The 26,223-nt window shown below is 72.5% G+C and carries 20 protein-coding genes; 13 read left to right on the top strand and 7 right to left on the bottom strand.

Features of this window, described 5'->3' with window-relative positions; all coding sequences use genetic code 11:
• Positions 1-238: 238 nt before the first annotated feature.
• The 11 genes from acnA (at position 239) to dxs (ending at position 15,204) form a co-directional block, all read left to right on the top strand.
• Complete coding sequence (acnA, locus tag ACL02R_RS02250) at positions 239-2,956, top strand: aconitate hydratase AcnA (RefSeq protein ID WP_412795089.1); 2,718 nt, start codon at positions 239-241, stop codon at positions 2,954-2,956.
• A gap of 235 nt (positions 2,957-3,191) precedes the next feature.
• The gene (locus tag ACL02R_RS02245; RefSeq protein WP_412795088.1) at positions 3,192-3,656 is read left to right on the top strand and encodes a prevent-host-death protein; all 465 of its coding nucleotides are present in this window, start codon (positions 3,192-3,194) and stop codon (positions 3,654-3,656) included.
• A gap of 2 nt (positions 3,657-3,658) precedes the next feature.
• Entirely contained in the window at positions 3,659-4,009 is a 351-nt protein-coding gene (locus ACL02R_RS02240) for a hypothetical protein (RefSeq protein ID WP_412795087.1), read from the top strand.
• A 706-nt stretch (positions 4,010-4,715) separates the two neighbouring features.
• Positions 4,716-6,137, top strand: a complete 1,422-nt coding sequence (ngcE, locus tag ACL02R_RS02235) for an N-acetylglucosamine/diacetylchitobiose ABC transporter substrate-binding protein (protein ID WP_412795086.1) — start codon at positions 4,716-4,718, stop codon at positions 6,135-6,137.
• A gap of 8 nt (positions 6,138-6,145) precedes the next feature.
• Complete coding sequence (locus ACL02R_RS02230) at positions 6,146-7,231, top strand: carbohydrate ABC transporter permease (RefSeq protein WP_412795085.1); 1,086 nt, start codon at positions 6,146-6,148, stop codon at positions 7,229-7,231.
• A 14-nt stretch (positions 7,232-7,245) separates the two neighbouring features.
• The gene (locus ACL02R_RS02225) at positions 7,246-8,121 is read left to right on the top strand and encodes a carbohydrate ABC transporter permease (RefSeq protein WP_412795084.1); all 876 of its coding nucleotides are present in this window, start codon (positions 7,246-7,248) and stop codon (positions 8,119-8,121) included.
• A 160-nt stretch (positions 8,122-8,281) separates the two neighbouring features.
• Positions 8,282-9,457 carry an ROK family transcriptional regulator gene (locus ACL02R_RS02220; RefSeq protein ID WP_412795083.1) on the top strand — a complete coding sequence of 392 codons (1,176 nt, stop codon included), beginning with the start codon at positions 8,282-8,284 and terminating at the stop codon, positions 9,455-9,457.
• A gap of 343 nt (positions 9,458-9,800) precedes the next feature.
• Positions 9,801-10,910 (top strand): sugar ABC transporter substrate-binding protein, encoded by a 1,110-nt coding sequence (locus tag ACL02R_RS02215; protein ID WP_412795082.1) that lies wholly within the window; start codon positions 9,801-9,803, stop codon positions 10,908-10,910.
• Positions 10,911-11,043: 133 nt separating this feature from the next.
• Positions 11,044-11,889 carry an ATP-binding cassette domain-containing protein gene (locus ACL02R_RS02210; RefSeq protein ID WP_412795081.1) on the top strand — a complete coding sequence of 282 codons (846 nt, stop codon included), beginning with the start codon at positions 11,044-11,046 and terminating at the stop codon, positions 11,887-11,889.
• Positions 11,882-13,111 carry a sugar ABC transporter permease gene (locus ACL02R_RS02205; RefSeq protein ID WP_412795080.1) on the top strand — a complete coding sequence of 410 codons (1,230 nt, stop codon included), beginning with the start codon at positions 11,882-11,884 and terminating at the stop codon, positions 13,109-13,111. The genes ACL02R_RS02210 and ACL02R_RS02205 overlap by 8 nt, the downstream gene beginning before the upstream one ends.
• 185 nt (positions 13,112-13,296) lie before the next feature.
• On the top strand, positions 13,297-15,204 hold the full coding sequence (gene dxs, locus ACL02R_RS02200) for a 1-deoxy-D-xylulose-5-phosphate synthase (RefSeq protein ID WP_412795079.1): 1,908 nt from the start codon (positions 13,297-13,299) through the stop codon (positions 15,202-15,204).
• 28 nt (positions 15,205-15,232) lie between these two features.
• Here the strand turns inward: dxs and ACL02R_RS02195 are convergent, their stop codons facing one another.
• The 6 genes from ACL02R_RS02195 to ACL02R_RS02170 form a co-directional block, all read right to left on the bottom strand.
• Positions 15,233-15,640, bottom strand: a complete 408-nt coding sequence (locus ACL02R_RS02195; protein WP_412795078.1) for a VOC family protein — start codon at positions 15,638-15,640, stop codon at positions 15,233-15,235.
• Positions 15,641-15,859: 219 nt separating this feature from the next.
• A complete protein-coding gene (locus ACL02R_RS02190; RefSeq protein WP_412795077.1) occupies positions 15,860-17,989 on the bottom strand; it encodes a 3-hydroxyacyl-CoA dehydrogenase NAD-binding domain-containing protein in 2,130 nt (709 codons plus the stop codon).
• 46 nt (positions 17,990-18,035) lie between these two features.
• Positions 18,036-19,250 carry a thiolase family protein gene (locus ACL02R_RS02185; protein WP_412795076.1) on the bottom strand — a complete coding sequence of 405 codons (1,215 nt, stop codon included), beginning with the start codon at positions 19,248-19,250 and terminating at the stop codon, positions 18,036-18,038.
• A gap of 104 nt (positions 19,251-19,354) precedes the next feature.
• Complete coding sequence (locus ACL02R_RS02180; protein ID WP_412795075.1) at positions 19,355-20,617, bottom strand: HRDC domain-containing protein; 1,263 nt, start codon at positions 20,615-20,617, stop codon at positions 19,355-19,357.
• A 195-nt stretch (positions 20,618-20,812) separates the two neighbouring features.
• Positions 20,813-21,478 (bottom strand): LuxR C-terminal-related transcriptional regulator, encoded by a 666-nt coding sequence (locus ACL02R_RS02175; protein ID WP_412795074.1) that lies wholly within the window; start codon positions 21,476-21,478, stop codon positions 20,813-20,815.
• Positions 21,479-21,869: 391 nt separating this feature from the next.
• Positions 21,870-22,460 carry a DUF3000 domain-containing protein gene (locus ACL02R_RS02170; protein ID WP_412795073.1) on the bottom strand — a complete coding sequence of 197 codons (591 nt, stop codon included), beginning with the start codon at positions 22,458-22,460 and terminating at the stop codon, positions 21,870-21,872.
• A gap of 128 nt (positions 22,461-22,588) precedes the next feature.
• Between ACL02R_RS02170 and hemE the strand changes: the two genes are divergently transcribed.
• Complete coding sequence (hemE, locus tag ACL02R_RS02165; RefSeq protein WP_412795167.1) at positions 22,589-23,626, top strand: uroporphyrinogen decarboxylase; 1,038 nt, start codon at positions 22,589-22,591, stop codon at positions 23,624-23,626.
• A 66-nt stretch (positions 23,627-23,692) separates the two neighbouring features.
• Here hemE and ACL02R_RS02160 read toward each other — a convergent pair whose 3' ends face one another.
• Entirely contained in the window at positions 23,693-24,685 is a 993-nt protein-coding gene (locus ACL02R_RS02160; protein WP_412795072.1) for a DUF4349 domain-containing protein, read from the bottom strand.
• 132 nt (positions 24,686-24,817) lie between these two features.
• Here ACL02R_RS02160 and hemG point away from each other — a divergent pair, with 132 nt between their 5' ends.
• Positions 24,818-26,221: a protoporphyrinogen oxidase gene (hemG, locus tag ACL02R_RS02155; protein WP_412795071.1), complete on the top strand. Its 1,404-nt coding sequence runs from the start codon at positions 24,818-24,820 to the stop codon at positions 26,219-26,221.
• Positions 26,222-26,223 lie beyond the last annotated feature (2 nt).

Raw genomic sequence — 26,223 nt, 5'->3', positions numbered from 1 at the left:
GCCGCGCCCGGCGCTGACCCGCACGGACGCGCACGCGCCGCCGCCGGAGGTGTGGGGTGGCGTGCCGAGGGCAGGCGATGTACTAGTCTTATCTTGACATCGAGATATCTGGAGACGGCAACGGCCGCCGCCCCGCCCGTACGGGGGCTTGGTTAGGGTCACCTTAGCGAGCCACCGCATGGTGCGAACGGCAGGATTGCCGTGTAACGCGCGAATCCATGTGGTGAAGGAGACAGTCGTGTCGGCCAACAGCTTCGACGCACGCGACACCCTGCGGGTGGGCGACGAGTCGTACGAGATCTACCGGCTGGACAAGGTGCCGGGCTCGGGCCGCCTGCCGTACAGCCTGAAGGTTCTGCTGGAGAACCTCCTGCGCACCGAGGACGGGGCCAACATCACCGCGGATCACATCCGCGCCCTCGGCGACTGGGACGCGAGCGCGCTGCCCAGCCAGGAGATCCAGTTCACGCCCGCCCGCGTGATCATGCAGGACTTCACCGGCGTGCCCTGCGTCGTGGACCTCGCCACCATGCGCGAGGCCGTCCGCGAGCTGGGCGGCGACCCGTCGCGCGTCAACCCGCTGGCGCCCGCCGAGCTGGTCATCGACCACTCCGTCATCGCCGACCGCTTCGGCACCGCCGACGCGTTCCAGCAGAACGTGGAGCTGGAGTACGGCCGCAACCGCGAGCGCTACCAGTTCCTGCGCTGGGGGCAGACGGCGTTCGACGAGTTCAAGGTCGTCCCGCCCGGCACCGGCATCGTCCACCAGGTGAACATCGAGCACCTGGCCCGCACCGTCATGGTCAGGAACGGCCAGGCGTACCCCGACACCCTCGTCGGCACCGACTCGCACACCACGATGGTCAACGGCCTCGGCGTCCTCGGCTGGGGCGTCGGCGGCATCGAGGCGGAGGCGGCCATGCTCGGCCAGCCCGTCTCCATGCTGATCCCGCGCGTCGTCGGCTTCAAGCTGACCGGCGAGCTGCCCACCGGCACCACCGCCACCGACCTCGTGCTCACCATCACCGAGATGCTGCGCAAGCACGGCGTGGTCGGCAAGTTCGTCGAGTTCTACGGCGACGGCGTCGCCGCCGTGCCGCTCGCGAACCGCGCCACCATCGGCAACATGTCGCCGGAGTTCGGCTCCACCGCCGCGATCTTCCCGATCGACGCCGAGACCATCAGCTACCTGCGGCTGACCGGCCGCGACGCGCAGCAGCTCGCGCTCGTCGAGGCGTACACCAAGGAGCAGGGGCTGTGGCACGACCCGGCCGCCGAGCCGGAGTTCTCCGAGTACCTGGAGCTGGACCTGGCCGACGTCGTGCCGTCGATCGCCGGCCCGAAGCGCCCGCAGGACCGCATCGCGCTGACCGACGCCAAGCGCAAGTTCGGCGAGGACGTCCGCGCGTACCTGCCGAGCAGCGACGTGGACGAGGCGGGCAAAGAGTCCTTCCCCGCCTCCGACGCCCCGGCCGTCTCGAACGGTGTGACGAGCCGCCAGGTCACCGTCACGGCCCCCGACGGCAGCACGTACGAGATCGACCACGGCGCGGTCACCGTCGCCGCGATCACCTCCTGCACCAACACGTCGAACCCGTCGGTCATGGTCGGCGCCGCCCTGCTGGCCAAGAAGGCGGTCGAGCGCGGCCTCACCCGCAAGCCGTGGGTCAAGACCACCCTGGCGCCCGGCTCCAAGGTCGTCATGGACTACTACGACCGCGCGGGCCTGACCCCGTACCTCGACAAGCTCGGCTTCAACCTGGTCGGTTACGGCTGCACCACCTGCATCGGCAACTCCGGGCCCCTCCCGGACGAGGTGTCGGCCGCGGTGAACGAGAACGACCTCGCCGTCGTCTCCGTCCTCTCCGGCAACCGCAACTTCGAGGGCCGCATCAACCCCGACGTCAAGATGAACTACCTGGCGTCCCCGCCCCTCGTCGTCGCCTACGCCATCGCCGGGTCCATGACCGTGGACATCACCAGCGAGCCGCTGGGCACCGACACCGACGGCGAGCCGGTCTACCTGAAGGACATCTGGCCGACCGAGCGGGAGATCGAGGAGGTCGTCGCCTCCGCCATCGGCCAGGAGATGTTCGGCCAGAGCTACTCCGACGTCTTCGCGGGCGACGCCCAGTGGAACGCACTGCCCATCCCGACCGGCGACACCTTCGAGTGGGACGCCGAGTCCACCTACGTCCGCAAGCCCCCGTACTTCGAGGGCATGGGGACCGACCCGGAGCCCGTCACCGACATCTCCGGCGCCCGCGTCCTGGCCAAGCTGGGCGACTCGGTCACCACCGACCACATCTCGCCCGCCGGCGCCATCAAGGCCGACACCCCGGCCGGCAGGTACCTCACCGAGCACGGTGTCGAGCGGCGCGACTTCAACTCCTACGGCTCCCGCCGCGGCAACCACGAGGTCATGATCCGCGGTACCTTCGCCAACATCCGGCTGCGCAACCAGATCGCCCCCGGCACCGAGGGCGGCTACACCCGCGACTTCACGCGGGACGGCGAGGTCGCGTTCATCTACGACGCGTCGCGCAACTACCAGGAGGCGGGCGTCCCGCTGGTCGTCCTGGCGGGCAAGGAGTACGGCTCCGGCTCGTCCCGTGACTGGGCGGCCAAGGGCACCGCGCTGCTGGGCGTGCGCGCGGTCGTCGCCGAGTCGTACGAGCGCATCCACCGGTCGAACCTGATCGGCATGGGCGTCCTGCCGCTCCAGTTCCCGGCCGGCGAGACGGCGGACTCCCTCGGTCTGACCGGCGAGGAGACGTTCGCCATCGCGGGCATCACCGCGCTGAACGACGGCGGCGTCCCGGAGACGGTGCGCGTGTCCACCGACACCGGCGTCGAATTCGACGCCGTGGTGCGCATCGACACTCCTGGGGAAGCTGATTACTACCGCAATGGCGGCATCATGCACTACGTGCTGCGCCAACTTGCCCGTTCTTGACCTGGCATGAAGGAGCGCCCTGCCCCCGCATCTCGTGCGGGGGCAGGGCGCTCGCGTTCGACGGTGCGGGAGATGCCGCCTGTGACCATGATCGCGTGCGATCTGTTCCCGGAGCGGAGCTGCGCGTCCTGTGACGACGCAGACCTCCGGCGTCCCGCATCCAGAGGTCGAGCCTGGCGCATGCACTCCGCGGTTTCCACTGGATTTCCGAATACGTTCCGAATACCATGGTTCCATGGCCATCGCATCAGACCTCCCTGTGGCGACTCGGCGCTCCTCGGACCTGAGCAGGCATTCCGCCGAGGTCTTCGCCGAGGCCGAGGACCACCCCGTGACAGTGACCCGGCGCGACGGCGAGGCTCTGGTCCTGATGTCGCAGCGCGAGGCCGAGGGCCGTGCCCGCCTGCTGCGCTTCGCCGCGCAGCTCATCACCGTCACCCTCGACGACCGCGGCTCGCTCGCCGAGCGGATGTCCAGGGTGTTCCCTTGGATGCTCGCGCTGTCGCCGGCCGACCGGGGGTCCTGCGCGCAGGACCTCGTCGATGCGGCGCGCGCGTCGTTCTCCACCGACCAGCCGCACCTCGCGATCGCAGAGCTGACCTCCTGGAAGGAGACGGCCACCGCCGTCGCGGCCGGGCTCGGCAACGGCAGCGCCGGTCTGGAGTGGTTCGACGACGATGAGACCGTGGAGCGTCCGTAGCCGTGGCAGCCGCCAGGAAGGGCGAGCTGGTTCCTCGCCCTCCGAAGAAGATCGAGTACGAGCTCCGCTGCGCCACAGCCGACGCGCAGAAGGGGTGGCGCGACCTCGTGGCGACGATCCGCAACCCCATGACGGAGACCTGGGACTTCCTCACGCGGACACCACTGTCCACCACGCCGACGAACTATCGGCTCAAGGGTGAGCTCGGCGTCATCGAGCGTGGCGGCGCGACCCATGATCGGTGGCAGCACAAACCGACTGCGAAGGGCACCGCGCGCATCTGGTTCTACGTCCACGAGCGCACGGTCTTCCTGGAGCAGGTGCACACGAGTCACCCGAACGAGACGAAGTAGGCGCGCTTCGCAGCGCCTCACCCCATGGTCGGTGAGCGCGCGTCCTATGAGGATCATCGCTGTGTGGTTGCCGCGACCGTGGACCTTGATGTCACTCGTGGGCGGCGCGGCCATCGTGTTCGCAAGGCACTCTGATGGTCGGCGTGCTCGACGCTCGCGGTCGTGCGTGCCGAGCGTCGAACTGACCGTGGTGCATCGCTGCTGTTCTCGGCCGTGTCGCCCCTCACGCCGACAACGATCGCCGACGGAGCACGTTGACTCGCCGTGTCGCGCGTGTCGCGCGTGTCGAGCTGCTGCGTCGGCGGTAGGAAAACCTGGCCAGGTCTGCCCTCCACCCCCGGAAACCATGGGCATTGCGGCGATTTTATGCGGGGATCAGTGCCAGAACGCCCTCGTCCTCGAAATCCTGTGGAACGACCGGGTAGTGGAAGCATGTCGCGGTATGTGCTCCGTTCCCTGATCCGCAAGTGACGGAAGTGACGCGATAACGCGCTTTCGGCAAAAGCGCGTTCACGTCCCAAACGCACGGGCCGCCCGCATTTGACGATGCGGGCGGCCCTTCGCGTGTGTCCCGGAGATCTCAACTCGGGAAAGTCTCCCGCCGTCGGGCGTCGGCGATCTTCCCCGCCCGCGGCGAGTGGACTATACCTGTCGGGAATCCGGGCGGGCCTCACCCGCGCGGCCCCACGAAGGCGAGGACTCGAACATGAATTCAGGTCCGTACCTCCCGCGCAGGACCCTCATCAGGAGATCCGCGGCCGCGGGTCTGTTCACGATTCCGGCGGTCGGCGCCCTCTCCGCCTGCGCGAGCGGCGGCGGGGACGACGGGAACGGAGAGAACGCGGAACGCGGCGAGACCTCCGAGACGAACCCCTTCGGCGTCACCGACGCGGAACTCGAAGTCATGATCTTCGACGGCGGTTTCGGCGACCAGTACGCCCTCGACGCCGAGGCCATCTACAGCGCCTCCTACGGCGAGGTCGCGCACGACAAGACGCAGGAGATCCAGACCCGCCTCCAGCCCCGCCTGGTCCAGGGCGACCCGCCGGACGTCATCAACAACTCGGGCGCCGAGGCCCTGGACATCGCCGCCCTGATCCGCAACGAGCAGGCGCACGACCTGACCGAGCTGCTCGACGCCCCCTCCCTCGACGACCCGTCCGTCACGGTCCGCGACTCGCTGATGCCCGGCACCATCGAGGTGGGCCAGTTCGGCGGCGAGCAGATGTACCAGCTCAACTACGCCTTCACCGTCTACGGACAGTGGTACTCCCGCACGGCGCTCGCCCGCATCGGCGCCGAGTACCCGCAGACCTGGGACGAGATGCTCGCCGTCTGCGAGGCCGCGAAGCGCGAGGGCATGGCGGGCTGGACGTACGCCGGCGTCTATCCGTACTACTTCAACTTCACGCTCTACCCCTTCATCGGCAAGATCGGCGGCCCCGAGGTCCTCCAGGCGATCGACAACCTGGAGCCCAACGCCTGGCGCCACGACGCCGTACGCGCCGCCTTCGAGGCGTACCACGAGCTGACCGCGCGCGGCTACGTCCTCCAGGGCAGCCCCGGGATGACCCACGAGGAGTCCCAGGACGAGTGGAACCAGTACCGCGCCCTGTTCATCCCCAACGGCTCCTGGGTCGAGAACGAGTCGGCCGCCAACACCCCGCCCGACTTCGACATGGCCGTCGGCCCGCCCACCGGCCTCGACACGTCGGACGCGATGCCGTTCGGCACGCTGTGGGCGTCCGGCAGCGAGCCGTTCTTCGTCCCGGCGCAGGGCGACAACGTCGCGGGCGGCCTGGAGTTCCTGCGGATCATGCTCGGCCGCGAGTCGGCGCGGAACTTCACCGAGCTGGTCTCGTCGCTGTCCTGCGTGCGCGGCGCGGCGGACGGCCTCGAACTGCCCCCGGGCCTCACCAGCGCGGCGGAGGTCCTCGCCGCTGCGGGCGACAACCTGCTGATCCCCCGTATGCCCGGCTGGTACCGGCAGCTCAACAACGAGGAGATCGGCGGCGCCATCGCCGAGATGATGGCCGGGGAGATCGAGCCGGACGAGGCGATCAACCGCTGCCAGCGCGCCGCGGACGCCACCGCCCAGGACGACTCCATCACCAAGTTCACACGCTGAGGGGCGGCATGGAAGGCGCAACGAGCACGGAGCGGGCGGCGGCGGGCACGGTCCCGCCGCAGGGGGGCCCGCCGCCCGCGCGCACCAGGGCACCCGACCGGCTCTCCGCGGCCGACCGGCTGCTGTTCGCGGCGGCGTTCCTCACGCCGCCGCGCTGGACCCCGCGCCGCGTGCGGTACGACCGCCGCTACCGGCGCCTTGAGCAGTACCGCTTCGTCGCGTGGTTCCTCTCCCTCCCGCTGCTGGTCTACCTGGTCCTCGTCGTCTCGCCCTTCGTCCAGGCGTTCTTCTACTCGATGACGGACTGGACCGGATTCAGCAGCGATTACACCTTCACCGGCTTCGAGAACTACGAACGGCTGTGGAACGACCAGTCTTTCTGGGACGCGACGCGCAACAGCCTGCTGCTCCTCGTCGCCGCGCCCCTGATCACGCTCGCGCTCGGCCTGTTCTTCGCCTTCATGCTGAGCGCGGGCGGACGCAGACGCCGCGACCAGGCGATTTCCGGGGTGGCCGGCTCCGGCTTCTACAAGATCGTCTATTTCTTCCCGCAGGTGCTCTCACTGGCGATCATCGCGGTGATCTGGACGCGCATCTACAGCCCCCGCAGCGGAATTCTGAACGAGGGTCTGGGCGTCGTCGGCCTCGATTCCTGGCGGCGCGAGGACTGGCTCGGCGGCGACGTCGCGCGCTGGTGCGTCCTCGCGGTCCTGTGCTGGTCGTTCGTCGGTTTCTACGTCGTGCTGTTCTCCGCCGCGATGAGCGCGATCCCGGGGGAGATCTACGAGGCGGCGCTGCTCGACGGCGCCGGGCGCTCGGTCACGTTCTTCCGCATCACCTTCCCGCTGACCTGGGAGACGGTCAGGACCGGCTGGATCTACATGGGCATCCAGGCCCTCGACGCCTTCGCCCTCGTCAACGTGATGGTGCCGGAGCACGGCATGGACGTCCTTCCCAGCTACCTCTACGAGAAGGCGTTCCGCGACGGCCAGGCCGGGTACGCCACGGCGATCGGCGTCGCCCTCTTCCTCATCACCCTCGTCTTCGCGGTCCTCATGATGCGCGTGGGCCGGCGGGACCGCATCGAGTTCTGAGGAGAACCCAAGCGATGAGCAACACGCGCTCCGGCGAGGGCGCCGAGGTGCGCGCCGGTACGGGCGGCGGCGTGCTGAACGTCTTCGCCCACTCGTTCCTCGTCCTGTGGGCCGTGCTGGCGGCGGGACCGGTGCTCTGGGTCGTCATCTCCAGCTTCCGGCCGCACAGCGACCTGGTCTCCGACCCCTTCGGCCTGCCGACCGACCTCGCCTGGGAGAACTTCTCGAACGCCTGGTCGTCCGCCGACATCGGCCGCTACGCGCTCAACTCGGCGGTCATCCTGTGCGGTTCGCTGACCGGCACGATGCTGCTCGGCGCGATGGCGGCGTACGTGGTGGCCCGGTTCACCTTCCCCGGCAACCGGGCGGTGCACCTGCTGTTCACCGGCGGGATGATGTTCCCGGTCTTCCTGGCGATCGTGCCGCTGTTCTTCGTCCTCAACAACTTCGGCCTCCTGAACACCCGGCAGGGCCTGATCCTCGTCTACATCGCCTACTCCCTCCCGTTCACCGTCTTCTTCCTCGTCTCCTTCTTCCGCACGCTGCCCGGCGCCGTGCAGGAGGCGGCGACACTGGACGGCGCCTCGCACACCCGGACGTTCTTCCAGATCATGATGCCGATGGCCCGCCCGGGGCTGATCAGCGTCGGGATCTTCAACTTCCTCGGCCAGTGGAACCAGTTCGTCCTGCCCCGGGTCCTCAACGTGGGCGATCCCGACGACGCCGTGCTGCCGCAGGGCCTGGCCGCCCTCATGGTGCAGCAGGGGTACGAGGGGGACTGGGGCGCGCTGTACGCGGGCGTGACGCTGGCGATGCTGCCGGTGCTGGCCGTGTACGTCGCCTTCCAGCGGCAGGTGCAGACCGGCCTGACGGCGGGCGCGGTGCGGTGACGCGGGGCGGGCGCGGCAGGGAGAACGGTGTCCCTCCTGTTCCCCCACGGGCGGCCCCGAGTTCATATAGTGGGCGCGGCGCCGTCTCCCGCCACCCACGCTCGGGGCGGCCGGTGGGTCCACAGCCGTGCCCGCCAGGCAATCGGAAGTGGAGTGAGCCGTGGAGACTCCTGGGTCGCAGTCGTCGCTGCACCGGGCCAACCTGGAACGTGTCGTACGCGCCGTCCGGGCCGCCGGTTCGCTGACCCAGGCGGACATCGCGAGGACCACCGGGCTGTCGGCCGCGACCGTCTCGAACATCGTTCGGGAGTTGAAGGAGCTGGGCACGGTTGACGTCAGGACGACCTCGGCCAGCGGCCGGCGCGCCCGCAGCGTCTCGCTCTCCACGGACGCCGGGATCGTCGTGGGCGTGGACTTCGGCCACTCGCACCTGCGCGTCGCGGTCGGGAACCTGGCGCACCAGGTGCTCGCCGAGGAGGCCGAGCCGTTCGACGTGGACGCCTCGGCGGACGAGGGGTTCGACCGCGCCGAGAAGCTCGTCGGCCGCCTGCTGACGATGGCCGGGGTGGACCGCCGCAAGATCATCGGGATCGGCCTCGGCGTGCCGGGCCCGATCGACCTGGAGACGGGCGCGCTCGGCTCGACCGCGATCCTGCCGGGCTGGCGCGGGATCAGCCCGCGCGAGGAACTGGAGGCGCGCACCGGCGTCCCCGTGCACGTGGACAACGACGCCAACCTCGGCGCGCTCGGCGAACTGGTCTGGGGCAGCGGGCGCGGCTCACGCGACCTGGCGTACATCAAGGTCGCCAGCGGCGTCGGCGCCGGGCTCGTGATCAACGGGCAGATCTACCGCGGCCCCGGCGGCACGGCGGGCGAGATCGGCCACATCACGCTGGACGAGTCGGGCCCCGTCTGCCGGTGCGGCAACCGCGGCTGCCTGGAGACGTTCACGGCCGCCCGGCACGTGCTGCCGCTGCTCCACGCGAGCCACGGCACCGATCTGACGATGCACCGTGTCGTCCAGCTGGCGCGGGAGGGCGACCCCGGCTGCCGCCGCGTGGTCTCCGACATAGGCCGCCACATCGGCGCCGGGATCGCCCAGTTGTGCAATCTGCTCAACCCGAGCCGCGTCGTCCTGGGCGGCGACCTCGCCGAGGCGGGGGAGATCGCGCTCGGCCCGATCAGGGACGCGGTCGGCCGGTACGCCATCCCCAGCGCGGGGGCGGGGCTCGCCCTGGTGCCGGGGGCGCTCGGCGGGCGCGCCGAGGTGCTGGGGGCGCTGGCGCTCGTGCTGCGCGAGATGGGCGACGGCCTGCTCCTCGGCCCGGTCGACTGACCCGCCGCACGCTGCGGACGCCGCGCCCGGCGGGGCCACTTGAGCCGCCGGGCCGATCAGAGCCGTCCCGGCATGCCCGCGCGGGTCCGACCTGTAGGACACGTCGACAAGAAGTAAAGTCACGGCAAGTCAACAGAAAGCAACGTGTGCCACCGCGTACGCACATGCGATCCGCGTATTTACCCCCTGAAACCGGAGTTGAAACGTCTGAGGCGTCAGACGTCGAAAGTCTCGGTTCGGTTGACCCTTGCTTTAAGTCTTGACGCCAAGGGTCGCGCCGGAGTTAGCTGCTCGCCGACCGACGGCCGCAGAGCAGCGGCCCGACAGGGAGGCGAAGCCAACCATGCGTCGATACAAGCGATGTGCCGCCATGGCTGCCACGTCCGTCGTCCTGAGCGTCGCGCTCGCCGCCTGCGGCGAGGCCGGCGGCGGAGACGACGAGGGCGACGGCGGCGGCGAAGGCGGCGGCGGCAGCGAGAGCGGCACCATAGGCCTGCTCCTGCCCGAGGACCGCACGACCCGGTACGAGGCGTTCGACCGGCCGTTCATCGAGGACAAGATCGAGGAGCTGTGTCCCGACTGCGACGTCCAGTACCAGAACGCCGGTGAGGACGTGAACACGCAGAAGCAGCAGTTCGACGCCATGCTCACCCAGGGCGTGGACGTGATCATCCTGGACGCGGTGGAGTCCACCTCCACGTCGGCCTGGGTCGAGGAGGCCGCCGCCGAGGGCGTGCAGGTCGTCGCCTACGACCGGCTCGCCGAGGGCCCGATCGAGGCCTATGTCTCCTACGACAACTTCCGCGTCGGCGAACTCCAGGGCGAGACGCTGCTCGCGGCGCTCGGCGACGAGGCCGAGGGCGCCAACGTGGTCATGATCAACGGCTCGCCGACCGACCCGAACGCCGCCATGTTCAAGGAGGGCGCGCACTCGGTCATCGACCAGAGCGCCAACGTCGTCTTCGAGCAGGACGTCGACGGCTGGCAGGCCCCGGAGGCCGGTTCGGACATGACCGACGCCATCGAGGCCCTCGGCGACGACGGCTTCGACGCGGTCTACGTCGGCAACGACGGCATGGCCGCCGCCGTCATCACCTCCCTGGAGTCGGCCGGCATCAGCGTCCCGGTCGGCGGCCAGGACGCGGAACTCGCGGGCCTCCAGCGCATCGTCGCCGGCCAGCAGGCGTTCACCATCTACAAGGCGCTCCAGCAGGAGGCGGAGACCACCGCCGAGATCGCCGTCGCGCTGCTGCGCGGCGAGGACATCGCGAGCCTCGCGCCCGACAGCGCCGACAGCCCGACCGACAGCGGCATCCCGTCCCGCCTGTTCGACCCGGTCCCCGTGACGGTGGACAACATCATGGACACCGTCGTCGCCGACGGGTTCTACAGCGTCGAGGACATCTGCACCGCCGAGTACGCGGACGCGTGCGCGGCGGCCGGCATCGGCTGAGCCAGCCGCCCGTTCCCCCGCCCCGGTCCGCCGCCGCCCCCCGCCGGGCGCCGCGGCGGACCGGGGCCCGGGACTTCGCTCCGCCCCCGTGCCCTCCGGGAGAGGGCCGCCCCCATAGGAGTTGACTCCTGCCATGACCGCCACCGCCGCACCCGTCCTGGCTCTGCGCGGCGTCTCCAAGCGGTTCGGCGCCGTCCAGGCGCTCACCGACGTCGACCTGGAGATACGCCCCGGCCGTGTGACCGCCCTCGTGGGCGACAACGGAGCCGGCAAGTCCACCCTCATCAAGACCATCGCCGGGGTCCACACCATCGACTCGGGCACGATCAGCTGGAAGGACCGGCCGGTCCGGGTCACCAAGCCCGCCGACGCGCAGGACCTCGGCATCGCGACCGTCTACCAGGACCTGTCGCTGTGCGACAACCTGGACGTGGTCGCCAACCTCTACCTCGGCCGCGAGATCCGCCGCTGGGGCGTGCTGGACCAGGTGCGGATGGAACAGCGCTCCCGCGAACTGCTCGACAGCCTCTCCATCCGCATCCCGAGCGTGCGCATCCCCATCGCCTCGCTCTCCGGCGGCCAGCGCCAGGTCGTCGCCATCGCCCGCGCCCTCGTCGGCTCGCCCGAGGTCGTCATCCTCGACGAGCCCACCGCCGCGCTCGGCGTCGAGCAGACCGCCCAGGTACTCGACCTGGTCGAACGGCTGCGCGAGCAGGGGCTCGCCGTGGTCCTCATCAGCCACAGCATCGCCGACGTCCGCGCGGTCGCCGACGAGGTGGCCGTCCTCCGGCTCGGGCGGAACAACGGCGTCTTCGACGTGGCCACCACCACGGGCGAGGACATCATCGCCGCCATCACCGGCGCCACGGACAACGCGGTCTCCCGCCGGCGCACCCGCAAGGACACCACGGCCGGCACCGAGGCCGCCGAGGCCACCGAGGGCACAGAAGGCACGGACGGTGATGACACCCATGAGTAAGGACCTCGCACCCGACCCGCGCCTCCTGGTCCGCGAACGCGGCCTGGCCGGCTACGCCGAGGACTTCAGGCGGCGCCTGCGCGGCGGCGAACTGGGCTCGCTGCCCGTCGTCATCGGCATGATCGTGATCGCCGTCGTCTTCGAGGCGCAGACCGGCACCTTCCTCACCCCCCGCAACCTGACCAACATCTCGGTCTACATCGCGGGCCCCGGCATCATGGCCGTCGGCATCGTGCTCGTCCTGCTGCTGGGCGAGATCGACCTGTCCATCGGCTCCGTCGCCGGCCTCTCCGCCGCTCTGTGGGCGGTCCTCTCGGTCACCAACGGCGTCAACGACATCGTCGCCATCCTCCTGGCCATCGCCGCGGGAGCGGTCGTCGGCAGCGTCCACGGCTTCTTCTTCGCCCACATCGGCGTGCCCGCGTTCGTCGTCACCCTCGCCGGCTTCCTCGGCTGGAGCGGCGTCCAGATCTGGGTCATGGGCGACGAGGGCACCATCAACATCCCGCGCGGCAGCTTCGTCCGCGACCTGAACAGCTACTACTTCAGCGACATCGCCGCCGCCTACGGCCTCGCCGCCGTCGTCACCGCCGGGTACGTGCTCGCGCTGTGGCGCCAGGAGCGCCGCCGCCGGCAGGCCGGGCTGCCCACCCGCCAGGCGAGCGAGATCATCCTGCGCGGCGCGCTCGTCGCCGTCGCCGCGTTCGTCACGGCCTGGACCCTCAACCAGCACCGCGGCCTGCCGCTCGCCCTGGTCATCTTCCTGGCCGTCCTGCTGCTCGCCGACTTCATGGTGCGGCGCACCACGTACGGGCGGCAGATCTTTGCGGTCGGCGGCAACGCCGAGGCGGCCCGCCGCGCGGGCATCAACGTCGCCCGCGTCCGGCTCACCGTCTTCACCATCGGCGGTGCGCTCGCCGCCGTCGGCGGCCTCTTCTACGCCGCGCAGGCCGGCGGCGCCTCCAAGAGCCTCGGCTCCGGGAACCTGCTGATGAACGTCATCGCCGCCGCCGTCATCGGCGGTACGAGCCTGTTCGGCGGACGCGGCTGGATCTGGTCGGCCCTGCTCGGCACGCTGGTGATCCAGTCCATCACCACGGGGCTCAACCTCATGAACATGTCCAGCGAGATCCAGTACATGATCACCGGTGCGGTCCTGCTCCTCGCCGTGGTCCTCGACTCGGTCTCCCGGCGCACCCAGCGGACCGCCGGACGGACATAACCGGCCGGAGAATCGACCGACGCATACATGATCCGCCCGGAAACGGGCAGGGAGCGACCCGGACACCGCACGGTGGCCCGGGTCGTTCCTCATCCGTACGTATCCGCGATCCTCGCGCCACAGTCGTGGGCCGATCACACTAAACTCGACGGACGGCCGTCCTAAGCCCGACGCAAGGAGGAACGGTGCCGCTGCTGACCGGTATCTCGGGACCGCGTGATCTCGACCGGCTCACCCCTGAGCAACTGGTGGAGCTGGCAGGGGAGATCCGCTCCTTCCTCATCGACGCCGTCGCCAGGACCGGCGGCCACCTCGGCCCGAACCTCGGCGTGGTCGAGCTGACGATCGCACTCCACCGCGTCTTCGACTCCCCGTCCGACCGCATCCTGTGGGACACCGGACACCAGTCGTACGTCCACAAGCTCCTCACCGGGCGCCAGGACTTCTCGGGGCTCCGCGCCCGCGGTGGCCTCTCCGGCTACCCGTCCCGCGCCGAGTCCGACCACGACACCATCGAGAACAGCCACGCCTCGACCGTCCTCGGCTGGGCCGACGGCCTCGCCAAGGCGTACCGGCTGCGCGGCGAACAGCGCCAGGTCGTCGCGGTCACCGGCGACGGCGCCCTCACCGGCGGCATGGCCTGGGAGGCGCTCAACAACATCGCCGCCGCCAAGGACCAGCCGCTCGTCATCGTCGTCAACGACAACGAGCGCTCCTACGCACCCACCATCGGCGGCCTCGCCACCCACCTCGCGACGCTGCGCACCACCGCCGGGTACGAGCGCTTCCTCGCCCGCGGCCGCCAGATGCTGGAGAAGACCCCCGTCGTCGGCCGCCCGCTCTACGGCACGCTGCACGGCGCCAAGAAGGGCCTGAAGGACGTCATCGCGCCCCAGGGCCTCTTCGAGGACCTCGGCATCAAGTACGTCGGCCCGATCGACGGCCACGACATCCAGGCGCTGGAGGCGGCGCTCCTGCGCGCCAAGCGCTTCGGCGGGCCCGTCATCGTGCACTGCCTCACCGAGAAGGGCCGCGGCTACCAGCCCGCCCGCGACGACGAGGCGGACCAGTTCCACGCGGTCGGCGTCATCCACCCCGACACCGGCCTGCCGGTGTCCGTCTCCGGCGCCGACTGGACGTCCGTCTTCGGCGACGAGATCGTCCGCATCGGCCGCGAGCGCGAGGACGTCGTCGCCGTCACCGCCGCGATGCTCCGCCCGGTCGGCCTCGCCCGGTTCGCCGAGGAGTTCCCCGACCGGGTGTACGACGTGGGCATCGCCGAGCAGCACGGCGCCGTCTCCGCCGCCGGTCTCGCCTCGGGCGGGCTGCACCCGGTCTTCGCGGTCTACGCGACGTTCCTCAACCGCGCGTTCGACCAGCTGCTGATGGACGTCGCGCTGCACCGCTGCGGTGTCACCTTCGTCCTCGACAGGGCGGGCATCACCGGCCCCGACGGCGCCTCGCACCACGGCGTGTGGGACATGTCGATCCTCCAGTGCGTCCCGGGCCTGCGGCTCGCGGCCCCCCGCGACGCCGAGCAGCTGCGGCTCCAGCTGCGCGAGGCCGTCCAGGTGGAGGACGCCCCCACCGTGGTCCGCTACTCGCGCGGCAAGGTCGGCACGCCCGTCCCGGCCGTGGGCACGGTCGGCGGCATGGACGTCCTGCGCCGGCCGGAGGCGGGGACCGAGCGGCCCGACGTGCTGATGGTCTCCGTCGGCGCGCTCGCGCCCGCCTGTCTCGAAGCGGCCGAGCTGCTGCACAGCCACGGCATCACCACCACGGTCGTCGACCCGCGCTGGGTCAAGCCCGTCGACCCGGCGCTGCCCGCCCTCGCGGCCGAGCACCGGGTCGTCGTCACGGTCGAGGACAACAGCCGCGCGGGCGGCGTCGGCTCCGCCGTCGCCCAGGCCCTGCGCGACGCGGACGTGGACGTGCCGCTGCGCGACTTCGGTGTCCCCGAGCGCTTCCTGAGCCACGGCAGCCGCGAGCAGGTCCTCGCCGAGGTCGGGCTGACGGGCCCGGACATCGCACGCCAGGTCACGGGCCTGGTCGCGCGCCTCACCGGCTCGGTGGACGCGACCACCGGCGCCTGACAGGGCACCGCACCCCGCCCGGCCGCCGTCAGGCCCCCTGCACGGCGGCCGGGTCCATGTACATCACCTCCCAGTGGTGCCCGTCCGGGTCGAGGAAGCTGCGGCCGTACATCGGGCCCTCGTCGATCGGGTCCATCGCCGGGGAGCCGCCGGACGCCAGCGCGCGGTCGGCCAGCTCGTCCACCGCCGCGCGGCTGTCCGCGCTCAGCGTGACGATCGACTCGATCGTGGTGGCGGTGTCCGCGACGGTCCTGCGCGAGAAGTTGCCGAAGAACGGCTCGGTCAGCAGCATCGCGAAGATGTCCTCGCTGATCACGAGACAGGCCGCGTTCTCGTCGGAGAACTGGGGGTTGAACGCGTAGCCCAGGTCGCTGAAGAACTGCTTCGAGCGGGCGAGGTCCTTCACGGGCAGGTTCACGAAGATCTTGGTCGGCATGGCGGCGTCCTCCCGGCGGGTGCTCCGGGGCCGCCCTGCGCGGCCCCACACCCCATACGACCGGGCCCGGCGCCAGGACTCATCGCCCCCACGCGCGATTCCCTCAGTTTTCTCTCCGCCCCCCCCAGCCCCACCCCCCAGCCGCGCCCCCACGCGAACGGCGCCCGGCCCGTCCGCGGAGGGACGGACCGGGCGCCGCCCGGCCGGTGGTGCCACGGCTCACGCCGGGACGCTCGCCACCCCCCGCGCCAGCAGCCGCCGCCCGAGCACCCGCTCGGAGACACCCGCGCGGTCCAGGTACGGCGTGACCCCGCCCAGGTGGAACGGCCAGCCCGCGCCCGTGATCAGGCACAGGTCGATGTCCTGCGCCTCGGCGACGACACCCTCCTGGAGCATGAGCCCGATCTCCTCGGCGATGGCGTCCAGGGCGCGCGCCCTGACCTGCTCCTCGGTCAGCACGGTCGTGCCGGTCTCGAACAGCGCCGCCACCTCCGGGTCGAGCCGGGGGGCGCCGCCGTCCTGCACGTACAGCGTCCGCTTGCCCGCCGCGACGACCTTCGCCAGGTTCGGCGAGACCGCGAACCGGTCCGGGTACACCTCGTGCAGCGTCCCGGCCACGTGGTGCGCCACGGCGGGCCCGACCAGGTCGAGCAGCTGGATCGGCGACATCGGCAGCCCCAGCGGCGCCAGCGCGCGGTCCGCCACGTCGGCGGGCGTCCCCTCGTCGATCGCGCCGAGCACCTCGCCCATGAAACGGGTCAGGACGCGGTTGACGACGAACGCGGGCGCGTCCTTCACGAGCACGGCCGACTTCCGCAGCTTCCGCGCGACGCCGAACGCCGTGGCCAGCGTCGCCTCGTCCGTCTGCTCGGCCCGCACGATCTCCAGCAGCGGCAGCACCGCCACCGGGTTGAAGAAGTGGAAGCCGACGACGCGCCCGGGGTGCTTCAGCCCGGCGGCCATCGCCGTCACCGACAGGGACGACGTGTTGGTCGCCAGCACCGCGTGCTCGGGGACGACCGCCTCCAGCTCGGCGAAGACCTGCCGCTTGAGGCCCATCTCCTCGAAGACGGCCTCGATGACGAAGTCCGCGTCCGCGAACGCCGCCGCGCGGTCCAGCTCGCCCGTGACGGCGGCCTTCAGCCGGTTCGCTTTGTCGCCCGAGAGCCTGCCCTTGGCGCGCAGCGCGTCGATCTCGCCGTGCACCCAGGCGACGCCCTTGTCGATCCGCTCCTGGTCGATGTCGGTGAGGACCACCGGCACCTCCAGCCTGCGGGCGAACAGCAGCGCCAGCTGCGACGCCATCAGCCCGGCGCCCACGACGCCGACCTTCGTCACCTGCCGGGCGAGCGACTTGTCGGGCGCGCCCGCCGGCCGCTTGGCCCGGCGCTGCACGAGGTTGAACGCGTACAGGCTGCTGCGCAGCTCGTCGCCCATGATCAGGTCGGCCAGCGCCTCGGTCTCCGCGTCGAAACCGGCGTCGAGGTCGCCGTCGCGGGCCTGCGCGATGATGTCGAGCGCCCGGTACGCGGCGGGCGCCGCGCCGTGCACTCTGGCGTCGGCGATGGCACGGCCACGGGCCAGCGCCGCGTCCCACGCCTCGCCGCGGTCCACCTCGTCGCGCCCGACCGCCAGCTCGCCGCGCAGGACCGCCGAGGTCCACACGAGCGACTGCTCCAGGAAGTCGGCGCCCTCGAACAGCGCGTCGGCGATGCCGAGTTCGTAGAACGCGGGCCCGCTGAGCGTGCGGTTCTGCGCCAGCGCGTTCTCGATGATCACGGTGACCGCGCGGTCGGCGCCGATCAGGTTCGGCAGCAGCGTGCAGCCGCCCCAGCCCGGCAGCAGTCCGAGGAAGACCTCGGGCAGCGCGAGCGCGCCCGCCGCCGCCGAGACCGTCCGGTAGGTGCAGTGCAGCCCGACCTCGACGCCGCCGCCGAGCGCCGCGCCGTTGTAGTAGGTGAACGACGGCACGCCGAGCGACGCGAACCGCCGGAAGACGTCGTGCCCCCCGGCCCCGACGGCGACGGCCTCGGCGCGCTCGCCGAGCACCTCGACGCCCTTGAGGTCGGCGCCGACCGCGAAGACGAACGGCTTGCCCGTCAGCCCGACGCCGACGATCTCCCCGGCCGCGGCCTCGGCCGCCACCTGGTCGAGCGCCGCGTCGAGATTGCCCAGCGACCTGGGCCCGAACGTCGTCGGCTTCGTGTGGTCGAAGCCGTTGTCCAGCGTGATCAGCGCGAACCGGCCGCCGCCGTCCGGCAGGTCCAGATGCCGTACGTGCGCCTGCGTGACCACTTCACCGGGGAACCGCCCGGCCGCCCCCTGCAACACCTCAGCGACCCGACTCACGGGCGCCCTCCGTTCACTCGTACCTGTGTGGCGGCTACCCCGTGTGTCACCGGTTCTCCCAGTGCGGGTTCTCCCAGACGACGGTCGCGCCCATGCCGAAGCCGACGCACATGGTCGTCAGGCCGTACCTGACCTCGGGCTGGTCCTCGAACTGCCGCGCCAGCTGCGTCATCAGCCGCACGCCGGAGGAGGCCAGCGGGTGGCCGAACGCGATCGCGCCGCCGTACTGGTTCACCCGCGGGTCGTCGTCCGCGATGCCGTACTGGTCGAGGAACGCCAGCACCTGCACGGCGAACGCCTCGTTGATCTCGATGAGGCCGATGTCCCCGATCGACAGTCCGGCGCGCGCGAGGGCCTTCTTGGTCGCGGGCACCGGGCCGTAGCCCATCACCTCGGGCTCGACACCGGCGAACGCGTACGACACCAGCCGCATCTTCACCGGCAGGCCGAGCTCGCGCGCCACCTCCTCGGCGGCGATGACGGAGGCCGTCGCGCCGTCGTTGAGCCCCGCCGAGTTGCCCGCCGTGACGCGCCCGTGCGGGCGGAACGGCGTCTTCAGCCCGGCCAGCGTCTCCAGGGTCGTCCCCGGCCGCATCGGCTCGTCGGCCGTCGCCAGGCCCCAGCCCGTCTCGCCCGCGTCGGGGGAGGTCCGCCGCACCGACACCGGCACCAGGTCCGGCTGGATCTTCCCGTCGGCGTACGCCTTGGCGGCCTTCTCCTGGCTGCGCACCGCGTACTCGTCGGCCCGCGCGCGGTCCAGGTGCGGGAAGCGGTCGTGCAGATTCTCCGCCGTCATGCCCATGAACAGCGCGGAGTCGTCCACCAGCTTCTCGGAGACGAAGCGCGGGTTCGGGTCCACGGCCTCGCCCATCGGGTGCCGGCCCATGTGCTCCACCCCGCCCGCGACGGCGATGTCGCCCGCGCCGAACGCGATGGACCCCGCGCTCGTCGTCACGGCGGTCAGCGCCCCGGCGCACATGCGGTCGACGGAGTACCCCGGCACGCTGCGGGGCAGCCCGGCGAGGATCGCGGCCGTACGGCCCAGGGTCAGGCCCTGGTCGCCGATCTGCGTGGTCGCCGCCACCGCGACGTCGTCCACGCGCTCCGGCGGCAGCTGCGGATTGCGGCGCAGCAGCTCGCGGATGCACTTGATGACCAGGTCGTCGGCGCGGGTCTCGTGGTAGATGCCCTTGGGACCCGCCTTGCCGAAGGGGGTACGGACGCCGTCCACGAAGACGACGTCCCTGACGTTACGCGGCACGATGGCACTCCTCCAGGCCGGACAGTCACTTCCGCCGCCATGCTACTCGCCGGTAACCGGCAAGCGCCAGGCACGGAGGAGTCCGGCTCGCGCACACCCCGCGGTCAGTCCACCGTCGCGAGAGCCTTCACCAGCAGCGGCGCGGTCTGCTCGATCTGCCACTCGCGCGCCCCGAGCGCCCGCAGCGCCGACGTGACCGCCTCCGGGCCGGCACCGGCCGGGGGCTCCCAGCACAGGCGCCGCACCACGTCGGGGGAGACCAGGTTCTCCTGCGGCAGCCGCAGCTCCTCCGCGTGCGCCGTGACGGCGGAACGCGCCGCCGCCAGCCGCGCGGCGGCCACCGGGTCCTTCTCGGCCCACGCGCGGGGCGGCGGGGGCCCCGTCACCTGCTGGCCCGGCTGCGGCAGTTCGGCCTCGGGCAGCTCCCGCACCCGGTCGATCGCCTCCTGCCACTGCTGGAGCTGCTTGCGGCCCATCCGGTGCCCGAAGCCGTGCAGCGCCGCGAGCGCCCTGGTGTCCTCCGGCATCGCCTGCGCGGCGGCGACGATGGCCGCGTCCGACAGCACCTTGCCCGGCGACAGGTCGCGCCGCTGCGCCACCTGGTCACGCGTCGTCCACAGTTCGCGGACGACGGCGAGCTGTCTGCGTCTGCGCACCTTGTGCACCCCGGACGTGCGCCGCCACGGGTCCTTGCGCGGCGGGGGCGGGGGAGCGGCGGCGATGGCGGCGAACTCCTCAAGGGCCCAGCCGAGCTTCCCCTGCCGCCGCAGCTCCTCCTCCAGCGCGTCCCGCAGGTCCACGAGCAGCTCGACATCGAGCGCCGCGTACCGCAGCCAGGGCTCGGGCAGCGGGCGGCTCGACCAGTCCACCGCCGAGTGGCCCTTCTCCAGGCTGTAGCCGAGGACCGTCTCCACCATCACCCCGAGGCCCACCCGGGCGAATCCGGCCAGCCGCCCGGCCAGCTCGGTGTCGAAGAGACGGGTCGGCACCATGCCTATGTCCCGCAGGCAGGGCAGGTCCTGCGTCGCGGCGTGGAGGACCCACTCGGTGCCCGCGAGCGCGTCCCCCAGCGGGGTGAGGTCGGGGCAGGCCACCGGGTCGATCATCGCGGTGCCCGCGCCCTCGCGGCGGAGCTGGACGAGATACGCGCGCTGCCCGTAGCGGTAGCCCGAGGCGCGCTCGGCGTCCACGGCGACCGGCCCGCTGCCCGCGGCGAACGCGGCGACGACCCCGGCGAACGCCTCCGCGTCCGCGATGACCGGCGGTACGCCCTCCCGGGGGGCCAGCAAGGGGACCGGGGCCGGTCCTGACGGCTCCGGGTCACTCGTTCCTGCGGTCACGTCGGCGGTCTGCTGGGCGTCGGTCACCAGTCAAGACTAACTCTGTGCGCACAGTGCACAACGTCTCTCCCGGGGTCCCCGCAGACCACCGGCGCCCGCCCCGAACGGTCGGGGCGGGCGCCGGATGCGGTGGTGGGTGACGGTACGGCGGGCCGGTGGCGGACGTGACGGGCGGGCCCGGCGGGTCTCGGCGGGTCTCGGCGGCTCCCGGTGGTCGCCCGCTCAGTGGATGATGCCGGTGCGCAGCGCGACGGCGACCATGCCCGCGCGGTCGCCGGTGCCCAGCTTGCGGGCGATGCGGGCGAGGTGGCTCTTGACGGTCAGGGCCGACAGGCCCATGGAGACGCCGATCGCCTTGTTGGACTGTCCTTCGGCGACCAGCCGCAGCACCTCGACCTCGCGGCCGGAGAGTTCGCGGTAGCCGCCCTGGTGGGCGGGGGCGCCGGGCTGGCGCCGGTGCATGCCCCGGGCGGCGGCCGCGCCGATGTGCGCCGCGCCGTGCCGGGTGGGGGGACCGAGGTTGTTGCGGGTGCCGGTGACGACGTAGCCCTTGACGCCGCCCGCCAGCGCGTTCCGCACGGCGCCGATGTCGTCGGCCGCGGAGAGCGCGAGGCCGTTGGGCCAGCCCGCCGCGCGGGTCTCGGACAGCAGGGTGAGACCTGAGCCGTCGGGCAGGTGCACGTCGGCGACACAGATGTCCCGTGGGTTCGCGACTCGGGGGCGGGCCTCCGCGATGGACGACGCCTCGATCACGTCCCGGACTCCGAGGGCCCACAGATGGCGGGTCACGGTGGAACGGACTCGGGGGTCGGCCACGACGACCATGGCGGTCGGCTTGTTCGGGCGGTAGGCGACCAGGCTTGTGGGGTGCTCAAGAAGAACAGACACCGGGCCTCCCGGAGGGGGTGGGGTGGGGGCGGACCGAATCCGACTCCGGGGGAGGAGTCGGGGCGTTCCGGATGGAAGGGTCACTACTCCTTCGGCAGGAAGCCGCTGGTCCTTTAGAGAAAGATCACGAACCGGTGATACGCCGTCCGGTACTGACGCCCGGCGGACCCGCCCGTGTCTCCCCGCTGTCTCCCAGGCCGTGTCGTTCGGGTCTTGCCTGGCGCGCGCCGCCGGTCACCGCGCCTCGCCGCGTCACCGCGTCACCGCGTCGCCCGGGTACGCCCGGTACGTGTGGCGATCCGGTGCCTTGCGACGCACGGCGTCCGACGACGCGGGCCGATCCGCCACGATCCGGACGACACGACCCAGCCGTCCCCTCCCGCGTCCCCCGTCAGACGGTCCGCGGGCCCCTGCGCCGGGGGAGCGCCGTGACCGCCGTCCCGCTCGCCTCGGGCGGCAGGCCCGCGCACTGCGCCAGCAGCGCGCACCAGGCGAGCAGGTGCCCCGCCGCGTCGGCGCCGTCCGCCGGGGTCCACGAGGCGCGCAGCTCCAGCTCGGCGCGGGAGGGCCGTTCCGCCATGGCGCCGAAGTACTGCGAGTCGGCCCGGGTCACGGTCCCGCCCGCCTCCCGGTACGCGAGCCCCCGCGCGTCGAGCGCCTCCGTCAGCCACGACCAGGCGACCTCGGGGACGAGCGGGTCGGTGGCCAGCTCGGGTTCGAGGTCGGCCCGGCCGAGCGTCACCACGCGGAAGTCGCCGCGCCAGGTCTCGTCGCCCTCCGGGTCGTGCAGCAGGACGAAGCGCCCGTCCGCCAGTTCCTCCCCGTCCACGGCGACCGCCGCGCCGAGCGCGTGGGCGTGCGGCGCGAGCCGCCGGGGCGCGGGGAGGGGGGTCAGGCGCACCTCCGCGCGGGGCCTGGCCGCGGTCAGTCCCGCGACCGCCTGCCGGAAGGCGAACGGCACCCGCGGGCCGGGGTCGGTCATATCTCCGGTCTCCTCCGCCTGCCGGTGCCGAGACGATGCCATGGCCGGTAACCCTAGGCGCCGGGCCGCCGGGACGCGGGGACGCCACACCAGCCCGCGCGGGTCAATCCGCCGGTCGTGCGAGACTTCTGCGTGTGACACTCGCCGACTCCCCCTTCCTCCGGGCCTGCCGCCGCGAACCGGTGCCGCACACGCCCGTGTGGTTCATGCGCCAGGCCGGACGTTCCCTCCCCGAGTACCGCAAGGCGCGCGAGGGCGTCGCCATGCTGGACTCCTGCATGCGGCCCGACCTGGTCACCGAGATCACCCTCCAGCCGGTGCGCAGGCACGACGTGGACGCGGCCGTCTACTTCAGCGACATCGTCGTCCCGCTGAAGGCGATCGGCATCGACCTCGACATCAGGCCGGGAGTCGGCCCGGTCGTCGCCGAGCCGATCCGCAGCCGCGCCGACCTCGACCGGCTGCGCCCGCTGGAGCCGGACGACGTCCCGTACATCACCGAGGCGGTCGGCATGGTGACGGCGGCGCTGGGCGACACCCCGCTCGTCGGGTTCGCCGGGGCGCCGTTCACCCTCGCGAGCTACCTCGTGGAGGGCGGTCCGTCGCGCAACCACGAGCACACCAAGGCCCTGATGTACGGCGACCCCGGGCTGTGGGCCGAGCTGCTCGACCGGCTCGCGGACATCACCGCGGCCTTCCTCACCGTGCAGATCGAGGCCGGCGCGTCGGCCGTGCAGCTCTTCGACTCCTGGGTCGGCGCGCTCGCGCCCGCCGACTACCGCGCCTCGGTGATGCCCGCCTCCCGCAAGGTCTTCGACGCGGTGGCCCACCACGGCGTGCCGCGCGTCCACTTCGGCGTCGGCACCGGCGAGCTGCTCGGCCTGCTCGGCGAGGCGGGCGCGGACGTCGTCGGCGTCGACTGGCGCGTGCCGCTGGACGAGGCGGCGCGCCGCGTCGGTCCCGGCAAGGCGCTCCAGGGCAACCTCGACCCCGCCGTCCTGTTCGCGCCGCGCCAGGCCGTGGAGGCGCAGGCGCGCCGCGTCCTCGACGCCGCCGCCGGGCTGCCCGGCCACATCTTCAACCTCGGTCACGGCGTACTCCCCGCCACGGACCCGGACGCGCTGACGCGCCTCGTCTCGTACGTCCACGAGCAGACAGCCCGGTAGACACCGGTTGACAGGGCCAGGGGGCCGCGCCGTCACGCGTCACACGGCGCGGCCCCCCGGGCGTCCTCACGCGCCGGGCGCCCGGAACACCTGGTCGGCCGGAGCCGGTTCCGGCTCGCGGGCGGGCCGCTGCGGCAGGCGGCGGCGCGCCAGCCGTACGACGAGCACCACCAGCGCGGTCGCCGCGGCGAACGGCAGCACCGCCGCGAGCGCCGCGCCCGTCCACACCAGCGCCGCCACGAACACGTCCCAGCCGCCCGCGAGCGCGCCCGGGATCGACGGGTCGTCGTCGGAGTCCGCGGGCTCGTCCACCGGCGTGTCCATCTCGTGCAGCTCCAGGGTGACGGTGGCCATCGCCACCCGCCCCCGCAGCGACTCGCTGCGCGACTCCAGCGACTCCAGGTCGGCCTGCCGCCGGCTCAGCTCCGCCTCCAGGTCCACGATGTCGCGGATCGAGACGGCCTCCTCCATCAGCGCCCGGACGCGGGCCACGCTCTCGCGCTGGGTGGCGAGCCGGCTCTCGACGTCCACGACCTCCTCGGTCACGTCCTCGGTGGTCACCTCGCGCGAGCGCAGCTCGCCGAGCGCCGCCAGGTCGGTGAGCAGGTCCTCGTAGGACTCCTCGGGGACGCGCAGCGTCACCTCCGACCAGTCGCCGGCGGTCGGCTCGCCCACGGTGTTCTCCGCGCTGACGAAGCCGCCCGCCGCCGCCACGGCGGACAGCGCCCCCTCGTACGCCCCGGGCACGTCGTCCGCCGCCACGACCAGGCGCGCCGTGCGGATCAGCAGCGCCTCCGCGGCGGCGCCGTCGTCCGCCCGCTCCACGGCGCCGTCCTGCCCGTCGGCATCCGAGGAGCCTTCCGGGGCGGGCTCGGCGGCGCTGTCCCCCGCGCTGTCACCCGCGCGGTCGTCCGCGCGGTCGTCCGCGGCGAAGCCCTCCCGGGCCATCGACCCGCCGCCGTCGCTGCCGCCGCCCGTGCACCCCGCGAGCAGCAGCGCGCCCAGCAGCGGAACGGCGGCGAGCGCCGCTCTTCGTACGGGTCCTGTCCTGTGCGTCATCCGGTCCCCCTGGTTCCCAAGTCCTGGTCGTCGTTCGTGTCTTGGACGGGCGGGGGAGGCGGCCGGTTCGGTCCGGCCGGTTCCGAACAGGTCACGTGCGGGCCACGTTCGCGCATCTGGGACAGTGGACCCATGCATGTGATCGTCGTCGGCGGCGGGGTCACGGGCCTCACCGCCGCCCACCGGCTGCTGGCCGCCGGGCTCCGGGTCACCCTCCTGGAGAGTTCCGGCCGGTTCGGCGGCAAGCTCCGCACCGGCCGTGTCGCCGGCGTCCAGGTGGACCTCGGCGCGGAGTCCGTACTCGCCCGCAGACCCGAGGCCGTCGACCTGGCCGGGGAGATCGGCCTCGCCGACGCGCTGCGGTCCCCGGCCGTCACCACCTCGGCCATCTGGACGCGGGGCGCCCTGCGGCCGATGCCGCAGGGGCACGTGATGGGGGTGCCCGGCACGGCTGCCGCCCTCGCGGGGGTGCTGTCCGACACCGGTCTCGCGCAGATCGCGCGGGACAGCGAGCTGCCGCCCGTCGAGATCGGCGAGGACGTCGCGGTCGGGCGGCTGGTGGCGGACCGGATGGGCCGCGAGGTCGTGGACCGGCTGGTCGAGCCGCTGCTCGGCGGGGTCTACGCGGGCGACGCGTACCAGATCTCCCTGCGCTCCGCCGTCCCCGCCCTGTACGACGCGCTGCGCGACCACGACACGCTGCTCGCCGCCGTGCGCGCCGTCCAGCGCGCCACCCCGCCCAGGGCGGCGGGTGAGCCGGTGTTCGCCGGGTTCGACGGGGGCGTCGGCACGTTCGCCGAGGCGCTGGCCGACTCCTGCCGCGCGCGGGGCGGCGCGCTGGAGAGCGGCGTCGCGGTGACCGGGCTGCGCCGTACGGCGCGCGGCTGGGCGGCGGCGCTGGACGACGGGCGCTCGCTGGTGGCGGACGGCGTGGTGCTCGCCGCGCCGGCCGCGGCGGCCGGGCGGCTGCTGGCGGCGGAGGCGCCCGCGGCGGCCGGTGAGCTGGCGGCGGTGGCGTACGCGTCGATGGCGATCGTCACGCTCGCGTTCCGCCGCGCCGACCTGGGGACGCTGCCGCGCGGCAGCGGCTTCCTCGTCCCGGCCGTGGACCGCCGCGTGATCAAGGCGGCGACGTTCACGACCGGCAAGTGGGACTGGGCGGCGGGCGCGGACCCGGGCCTGTTCGTCCTGCGGGCCTCCGCCGGGCGCTTCGGCGACGCCGGGCCGCTGGAGTGGGACGACGACGAGCTGGTGCGGGCCGCGCTGGACGACCTGGGCGAGGCGGCCGGGCTCGCGGCGAAGCCCGTCGACTCCCTCGTCACCCGGTGGGTCGACGGACTGCCGCAGTACACGGTCGGCCACGCGGCGCGCGTCGCCCGCGTCCGGGGCTACCTCGCCGGGCTGCCGGGGCTGCGGCTGTGCGGCGCGTCGTACGACGGGGTGGGCATCCCGGCGTGCGTCGCGAGCGCGACCAGGGCCGTGGGCGAGCTGGTGCGGACGCTGTCGCCGGGCCCGCGTGAGGAGCCCGGCGAGTGACG

Origin of the sequence: Streptomyces sp. MS19 (assembly GCF_047200595.1) — a bacterium.
Taxonomy (GTDB): domain Bacteria; phylum Actinomycetota; class Actinomycetes; order Streptomycetales; family Streptomycetaceae; genus Streptomyces.
This window is presented reverse-complemented; position numbering and strand designations above follow the sequence as displayed.

Bases quoted from the DNA above. Each gene is read 5' to 3' on its own strand.
- ACL02R_RS02245 (WP_412795088.1), top strand. From the start codon at position 3,192: ATGGCCATCGCATCAGACCTCCCTGTGGCGACTCGGCGCTCCTCGGAC.
- ngcE (WP_412795086.1), top strand. From the start codon at position 4,716: ATGAATTCAGGTCCGTACCTCCCGCGCAGGACCCTCATCAGGAGATCC.
- ACL02R_RS02230 (WP_412795085.1), top strand. From the start codon at position 6,146: ATGGAAGGCGCAACGAGCACGGAGCGGGCGGCGGCGGGCACGGTCCCG.
- ACL02R_RS02225 (WP_412795084.1), top strand. From the start codon at position 7,246: ATGAGCAACACGCGCTCCGGCGAGGGCGCCGAGGTGCGCGCCGGTACG.
- ACL02R_RS02215 (WP_412795082.1), top strand. From the start codon at position 9,801: ATGCGTCGATACAAGCGATGTGCCGCCATGGCTGCCACGTCCGTCGTC.
- ACL02R_RS02210 (WP_412795081.1), top strand. From the start codon at position 11,044: ATGACCGCCACCGCCGCACCCGTCCTGGCTCTGCGCGGCGTCTCCAAG.
- ACL02R_RS02205 (WP_412795080.1), top strand. From the start codon at position 11,882: ATGAGTAAGGACCTCGCACCCGACCCGCGCCTCCTGGTCCGCGAACGC.
- ACL02R_RS02195 (WP_412795078.1), bottom strand. From the start codon at position 15,640: ATGCCGACCAAGATCTTCGTGAACCTGCCCGTGAAGGACCTCGCCCGC.
- ACL02R_RS02170 (WP_412795073.1), bottom strand. From the start codon at position 22,460: ATGACCGACCCCGGCCCGCGGGTGCCGTTCGCCTTCCGGCAGGCGGTC.
- ACL02R_RS02160 (WP_412795072.1), bottom strand. From the start codon at position 24,685: ATGACGCACAGGACAGGACCCGTACGAAGAGCGGCGCTCGCCGCCGTT.
- hemG (WP_412795071.1), top strand. From the start codon at position 24,818: ATGCATGTGATCGTCGTCGGCGGCGGGGTCACGGGCCTCACCGCCGCC.